A 6,311-nucleotide genomic window follows, 5' to 3' on the forward strand; every position below is an offset into this window, starting at 1 on the left:
GGCGGCCTGCCGACGGGGGCGTCGGGCTCCCGCCGGGCGGGTCCGGCCGGGGCGTCGAGCCGCTGGAGGAGCTGGGCGCCGACCGGACCGTCGCCGTCGCGCACGGCGGCCCGCAGGCTCATGCCGGCCGGGTCGACCTCGCAGACGACGCCGTCCAGCACCCCGGGGAGCCTGCTGCGCATCCACCCGGTGGCCTCGTCGCGGCTCCACCCGGGCGCGAGGACCGTGAGCACACCGGCCTCGCCCTCCTCGATGCGCCCGTCGGGCGGCAGGTGGCCCCGCAGTGCCTCCGCGACGGCCCGCAGGACCTCCGCCGAGCGCCGCCCGACCAACCTGCGCCCCTCCCGGGCGATGTCGATGCCGACGACGCAGCCGTCGGCGTCGGACGGGCCGCTCCCGGGGCGCGGCTGCGCCACCGGCTGTGACACAGGGGCCGGCCCCGGGGCCGGCGGCTCGGCGAGCACCGGGTCGAGCAGCTCGTCCGGCAGCGGTCCGAACAGCGCCGCGTCGGCCGCGTCCGCCGGCGGCACCGAGGGCGCCGGGGGCACCGACTTCGGACGCACGGCGGGCAGCATGGTGGTCTCCGCCCGGGCGATGGCTGCCTGCCGGACCCCCCGGCTCGACCGGGGTGAACTCCCCGGCGCGGGCTGGCCCGGCATCGACCGCCGGCCGGCGGGGCGCCCGCCCCCGGGTTCGGCGCCGTCCTCGTCGCCCCGCGGCACGGCGCGGCGACGACCGGTCGGGGCGCCGCCCCGACGATCGGCGCCATCGGTGCCGTCGCGCTGGTCGGGAGCGTCGCCCGACCCGGCCACGCCGGTGGCGGTGCCGGCCGGCTCGTCATCGACCTCGTCGCGGCGCCGGCTCGACGGCTCGTCCTCGGTCGACGCTTCCGGATCCTGGGCGCGGCGCCGCGGTCCGGTCGGTTCAGGCAGGCCGCCGGAGGGAACGTCGGGTTCGGCACGACGCCGCCCGCCCCGCGGGCGCCCGCCTTCGTCGGAGTCCGCTCCCGAGCGCCAGCCCGGGGAGCGCTCGCGTCGCTCGTCGGGCTCGGCCGGATCGTCCGCGGCCGGCTCCGACCCGGCGCGTCGACGCATCCCGGGCAACCCGCGGCCGGCGGAACGGGTCGCGGTCCACGAGGGCGCCGACGGACCGCTGTCCCCGTCCGTCGCACCGGCGGTCGCACTGTCGATCACGGTGTCGGTTGCGGTGTCGATCACGGTGTCGGTTGCGGTGTCGATCACGGTGTCGGTTGCGGCATCGACGCTCGACGGCTCGTCCTCGACGGGATCGTCGGCGGCGCGCCGGCGTCCGATCCGGCCCTCGCCCGCCCCGGTCGGGACCGCCGCGACGCGGTAGTCGGCGCCGGGCCGGCCGAGGCCGGACCGCGCGGGCGTCGCGCCACCGGGCTTGCTGTCGCCGGCCGCACCGAACCGACGGCGAGCGCGCACCGGCCGCGCCGGATCCGCGCCGGCGGGCTGCTCGGCGCGCCGGCGGCCACCGCTCCGCCGGGGCCGATCCGTGGAGTCGGGGGAGTCGTCGAGGCCGCCCTGCTCGTCGGCGCCTCCGTGGTCGCTGCCGTCGTGGTTGCTGCCGTCGTTGTCGTTGTCGCTGTCGCTGTCGCTGTCGTGGTCGGCGCCGCCGTGGTCAGCGCTGTCGTGGTCCGACTCCGCCGGGTCGCCGCCCGTCCGCGACCGGCGCGCCGGCCGGTCGGCGGCGCGCTCTGTCGCGTCGGCGTGCGCGGGGGTCTCGCCCGGCTCGGGCCGCACGACCGGTTGGGAGATCCGCTCCCAGATCCGTTCCAGGTCGGCCAGCTCGGCGGCCAGCCACTCGGCGGAGAACGCCGCGGGGGCCGACTCCTTGCGCCCGGCCGCCGCCCTGCGCGCCTCCAGTTCCTCGGTCGCCGTCCGGCGTCGGGTGGCGGGGATCGGGTTGATGCCGGAGTCCAACCGGTGCCGGTTCGCGGGCCCGGTGGGATCGGCCGCCGGTGTGGACCCCGGCGCCTCGGGCTCGTCGCGGTCCGACGCGTCGGCATCGGCGTCGGTGACGCGCAGGAGTTCGGTGCGGGCGGCGTCGGGCGACCCGGCGGCCGGGGTGCGCCTCGCCCGGTGGCCGTTCGACGACGGGGCCGGCGTGCCATCGGATCGCATCGTGCGCATCAGCGAGTCGCCGATGGGCGACTCGGCGACGTCGTCCCACCGGACGTCCCAGACCGCCGAGCGCCCGCCGGGTCGCTGGTCGGCCTCGGCCCGGCCGGCGCGGCCCTTCCGGTCCGGCCGGTCGGCCGTGGTGCGCGTCGGGCCGCGGGAACCACCGCCACCGGCGGGTGGCGCCCCGCTGTCGCGGGAGGCTTCGTCGTCGGCGGGCTGGTCGCGGGGCTCGTCGTCCCCGGCGGGGGCGTACTCGCCGAGCTGCCAGGCCCGGTCGACCGCCAGTCCGTGCCGCGAACGCCGACCCCGGTCGGCACCGCCGCGGGTCCCGTCCGGTCCGCCCGTGGTGGGCAGCATCGCGGTGACCGGTTCGGCCCCCGGCCCGACCGGCAACGGCCGCGTCATGCCCAGCGGGTCGGGCCCGCCCGCAGGGGCCCCGGACGCAGTAGCCGCCGGGGCCGCCGGGCGCGCCTGGACCGGCAACGAGGCCAGCGCCGCCCGGAAGCGCTCCGAGCGGCTGCGGTCGCGCCGCTGCGCGGCGACGCCGCGCTCGACCGTGGTCAGCGCGAAGTCGGGCCGGCCGGCCTTCTCGTAGACCGCACCGAGGGCCGCGCAGCACAGCGCTTCCAGGTCGGGGGCGTCGCACTCGGCCGCGTCGCGGACCGCCTGGCCCAGGATGTGCGCGGCGGTCTCCGCCGCGGTGCCGCCGACCGCGCTCCCGACGGCGTTGGTGCGCGCGACCGCCAGGCGCAGCCGGGCCAGCTGGCGGCTGGGCCTGCTGTGCTCCAGGCGCGGGGCCAGCTCGGCGCAGCCCTGTCGGGCCTGCTCGGTGTCGCCCGCGTCGAGCAGGGACAGGATCCACTCGGCGGCCAGCGCCGCGGCCAGGTGGCCCGAGCGCGGACCCGTCCCGGCCGCGCCCCGGGCCCGCTCCAGCTCGGCGAGCCCGTCCGCGGCCCGCTCGGCGGCGACGTGGGGACGGGCGGCCCTGCGGTGCGCCGCCGCGGCGACCAGCGCCACCGCGGCCGCACCGAGCTCGGACAGCGGTGGGCCGACCTCCCCCCACGCCAGCTCGGCGCACTCCAGGGCGGCGTCGACCCGGTCGGGATCGTCCTCGACGGCGCACCGGGCGAGCACGCCGAACGCGTCGCCCCGCAGCTCCGCCTCGGCGGACTCGGCCACGACCGGCGCCAGCAGCGCCGACGCGGCGCCCGACTCGCCGGCGTTGACCGCCACCAGGGCCAGCTCGACGCGCAGCCGGCCGGCGGCCGCACCGTCGAGGATCCCGGGGCCCCACTCGGCCAGGCCGCCGATGACGTCGGACGCGGCGTCGCGGCCATCGCCGGTGGCCGACCTGGCGTGCACCGCCCAGCCCGCGGCGGCCAGCCAGCGATCGCGGTCGTCGGTGGCGGCCGCGGTCTCCAGGACGTGGTCGGCGAGAGCGGCGGTGAGGTCCGGTCGGGACCACCGCAGGTCGGCCGCCGCCGCCAGCGGGTCGGCGGGCGCCGCCGCCGTACCGCTGTCCGGGGCGCCTGCCCCGGGCCGGATCGCCCTCACCGGACCTCCTGGTGTCACTACGTCAGGACTCGCCGATCGGGGGATCAGCGCGGAGTGGCATCACTGCGTGGGATCGCTGGGTGGCTCACTGCGTGGGTCGCTGTCAGTCACGGGTGAGCTTACGGTGGGTGACGCGGTGCGGGCGCGCGGCGTCGGGTCCGAGCCGTTCGATCTTGTTCTTCTCGTAGGCCTCGAAGTTGCCCTCGAACCAGAACCACGCCGCCGGGTTCTCCTCCGTGCCCTCCCACGCGAGGATGTGGGTGACGACGCGGTCGAGGAACCAGCGGTCGTGGGAGATGACCACCGCGCAGCCCGGGAACTGCTCGAGCGCGTTCTCCAGCGAGGACAGCGTCTCGACGTCGAGGTCGTTGGTCGGCTCGTCGAGCAGGATGAGGTTGCCGCCCTCCTTGAGCGTCAGCGCGAGGTTGAGCCGGTTGCGCTCGCCGCCCGACAGCACCCCGGCCGGCTTCTGCTGGTCGGGCCCCTTGAAGCCGAACGCCGCCACGTACGCCCGCGAGGGCATCTCGACCTGGCCGACCTTGATGTGGTCGAGCCCGTCGGAGACGACCTCCCAGAGGTTCTTCTTGGGGTCGATGCCGCCGCGGTTCTGGTCGACGTAGGACAGGCGCACGGTGTCTCCGACGCGCACGATGCCCGAGTCGGGCTTCTCCAGGCCGACGATCGTCTTGAACAGGGTGGTCTTGCCGACCCCGTTGGGGCCGATCACCCCGACGATGCCGTTGCGCGGCAGCGAGAACGACAGGTCCTTGATCAGCATCCGGCCGTCGAAGCCCTTGTCGAGGTGCTCGACCTCGACGACCACGTTGCCCAGCCGGGGGCCCGGCGGGATCTGGATCTCCTCGAAGTCGAGCTTGCGGTGCTTGTCGGCCTCGCTGGCCATCTCCTCGTAGCGCTGCAGGCGGGCGCGGCTCTTGGCCTGGCGCGCCTTGGCGCCCGAGCGGACCCAGGCCAGCTCGCTCTCCAGGCGCTTGCGCAGCTTGGCGTCCTTGCGGCCCTGCACCGCGATCCGCTCGGCCTTCTTCTCCAGGTAGGTGGAGTAGTTGCCCTCGTACGGGAAGAACTGGCCGCGGTCGACCTCCAGGATCCAGCCCGCGACGTTGTCCAGGAAGTACCGGTCGTGGGTGACCGCGAGGATGGCGCCGGCGTAGGACGCCAGGTGCTGTTCGAGCCAGAGCACGCTCTCGGCGTCGAGGTGGTTGGTCGGCTCGTCGAGCAGGAGCAGGTCGGGCTTGCTCAGCAGGAGCTTGCACAGCGCCACCCGGCGGCGCTCGCCCCCGGAGAGGATGGTGACCGGCGAGTCGGCCGGGGGGCAGCGGAGCGCGTCCATCGCCTGCTCCAGCTGCGAGTCGAGCTCCCAGGCGTCGTTGTCGTCCAGGATCTCCTGGAGCTCGCCCATCTCGGCCATCAGCTCGTCGGAGTACTCGCCCTCGCCCATCTTCTGGGCGATCTCGTTGTAGCGGTCGAGCTGCTCCTTGATCTGGCCGAGCCCCTCCTCCACGTTGCCGAGGACGGTCTTGCTCTCGTTGAGCGGCGGCTCCTGCTGGAGGATGCCGACCGTCGCGTCGTTGGCCAGCTTCGTGTCGCCGTTGTTGACCGGCTCCAGGCCGGCCATGATCCGCAGGACGGTCGACTTGCCGGCCCCGTTCGGCCCGACGACACCGATCTTTGCTCCGGGCAGGAAGTTCAGTGTCACGTTGTCGAGGATGACCTTGTCGCCGTGGGCCTTGCGGACCCGCTGCATGCTGTAGATGAACTCCGCCACGCCCACGATGGTAGTTCCGGCCACGTCAGGCCCCGACGCCCGCCTCGACCGGGGCGCCGAGTCGGTCGCGCTGGTCGTCGGGGGGCGGCTCGGGCGCGCCGAACCCGCCTCCGGCGTCGGCCGCGACCGTTCGACCACCCTCCGGATCCGCCGACCGCCGGTTGCGGGTGAGGACGGCCCGGCAGCGGCTGAGGTCCGGCCCGACCGCCTGCGCCTCCATCCTGATGTCGGAGCGGCGCTTGCCCTCGTACTCGTAGTCGTCGGTGTAGAGGCGCCCCCGCACGACCACCGGATCGCCGACGCCGATCGAATCGACGACGTTGTCGGCCAGCTGGCGCCAGCAGGTGATCGACACGAACAACGGTCGACCGTCGGACCACTCGCCTGCCTGTCCGCGCCACCGTGGCGTGCTCGCCACCCTGAACTTGGCCACGGTGTCGCCGTTGGGCAGCTTCCGGTGCTTCACCGCGGTGGCCACGTTGCCGACCACCGTCACCTGCGTCTCGAACACGTCCGCCTCCTCGTCCCGACCCCGCCGATGCGGGGCGTGTGACCGAGGGTGCGGATCCGGCGGGCAGCCGGCCACGCCGATTTCCGCAGCTGTGGACAACTGCCGTGATGTGGAGAGCTGAGCGTCCGAGGTGGCCCGTCGACCCGGTTTTGTCGGAGGCCTGTGCTAGCGCCCGCTACGGCGTTCCGGGCGCACGAAAAAAGGGCCCGGATCCTGAAAACAGGATCCGGGCCCCATGTTGAATGTCGGCGGCGACCTACTCTCCCACACCCTGACGAGTGCAGTACCATCGGCGCTGGAGGGCTTAGCTTCCGGG

The 6,311-nt window shown here is 75.4% G+C and carries 3 protein-coding genes and 1 rRNA gene; all 4 read right to left on the reverse strand.

Translation table 11 applies throughout. The features are described from left to right. Positions 1–3,701 (reverse strand): hypothetical protein (locus KIK08_RS36345; protein WP_408004785.1); only part of this gene is annotated, 3,701 nt, incomplete at its 3' end. A 103-nt stretch (positions 3,702–3,804) separates the two neighbouring features. Continuing rightward, entirely contained in the window at positions 3,805–5,484 is a 1,680-nt protein-coding gene (gene ettA / locus KIK08_RS36350; protein WP_214407858.1) for an energy-dependent translational throttle protein EttA, read from the reverse strand. Between the two features lie 25 nt (positions 5,485–5,509). After that, a complete protein-coding gene (ssb, locus tag KIK08_RS36355; RefSeq protein WP_214407859.1) occupies positions 5,510–5,995 on the reverse strand; it encodes a single-stranded DNA-binding protein in 486 nt (161 codons plus the stop codon). A 243-nt stretch (positions 5,996–6,238) separates the two neighbouring features. After that, positions 6,239–6,311, reverse strand: a 5S ribosomal RNA gene (gene rrf / locus KIK08_RS42360); the annotation flags it as partial.

The sequence above is a fragment of the Pseudonocardia lacus genome (assembly GCF_018531445.1).
Classification (GTDB): domain Bacteria; phylum Actinomycetota; class Actinomycetes; order Mycobacteriales; family Pseudonocardiaceae; genus Pseudonocardia; species Pseudonocardia lacus.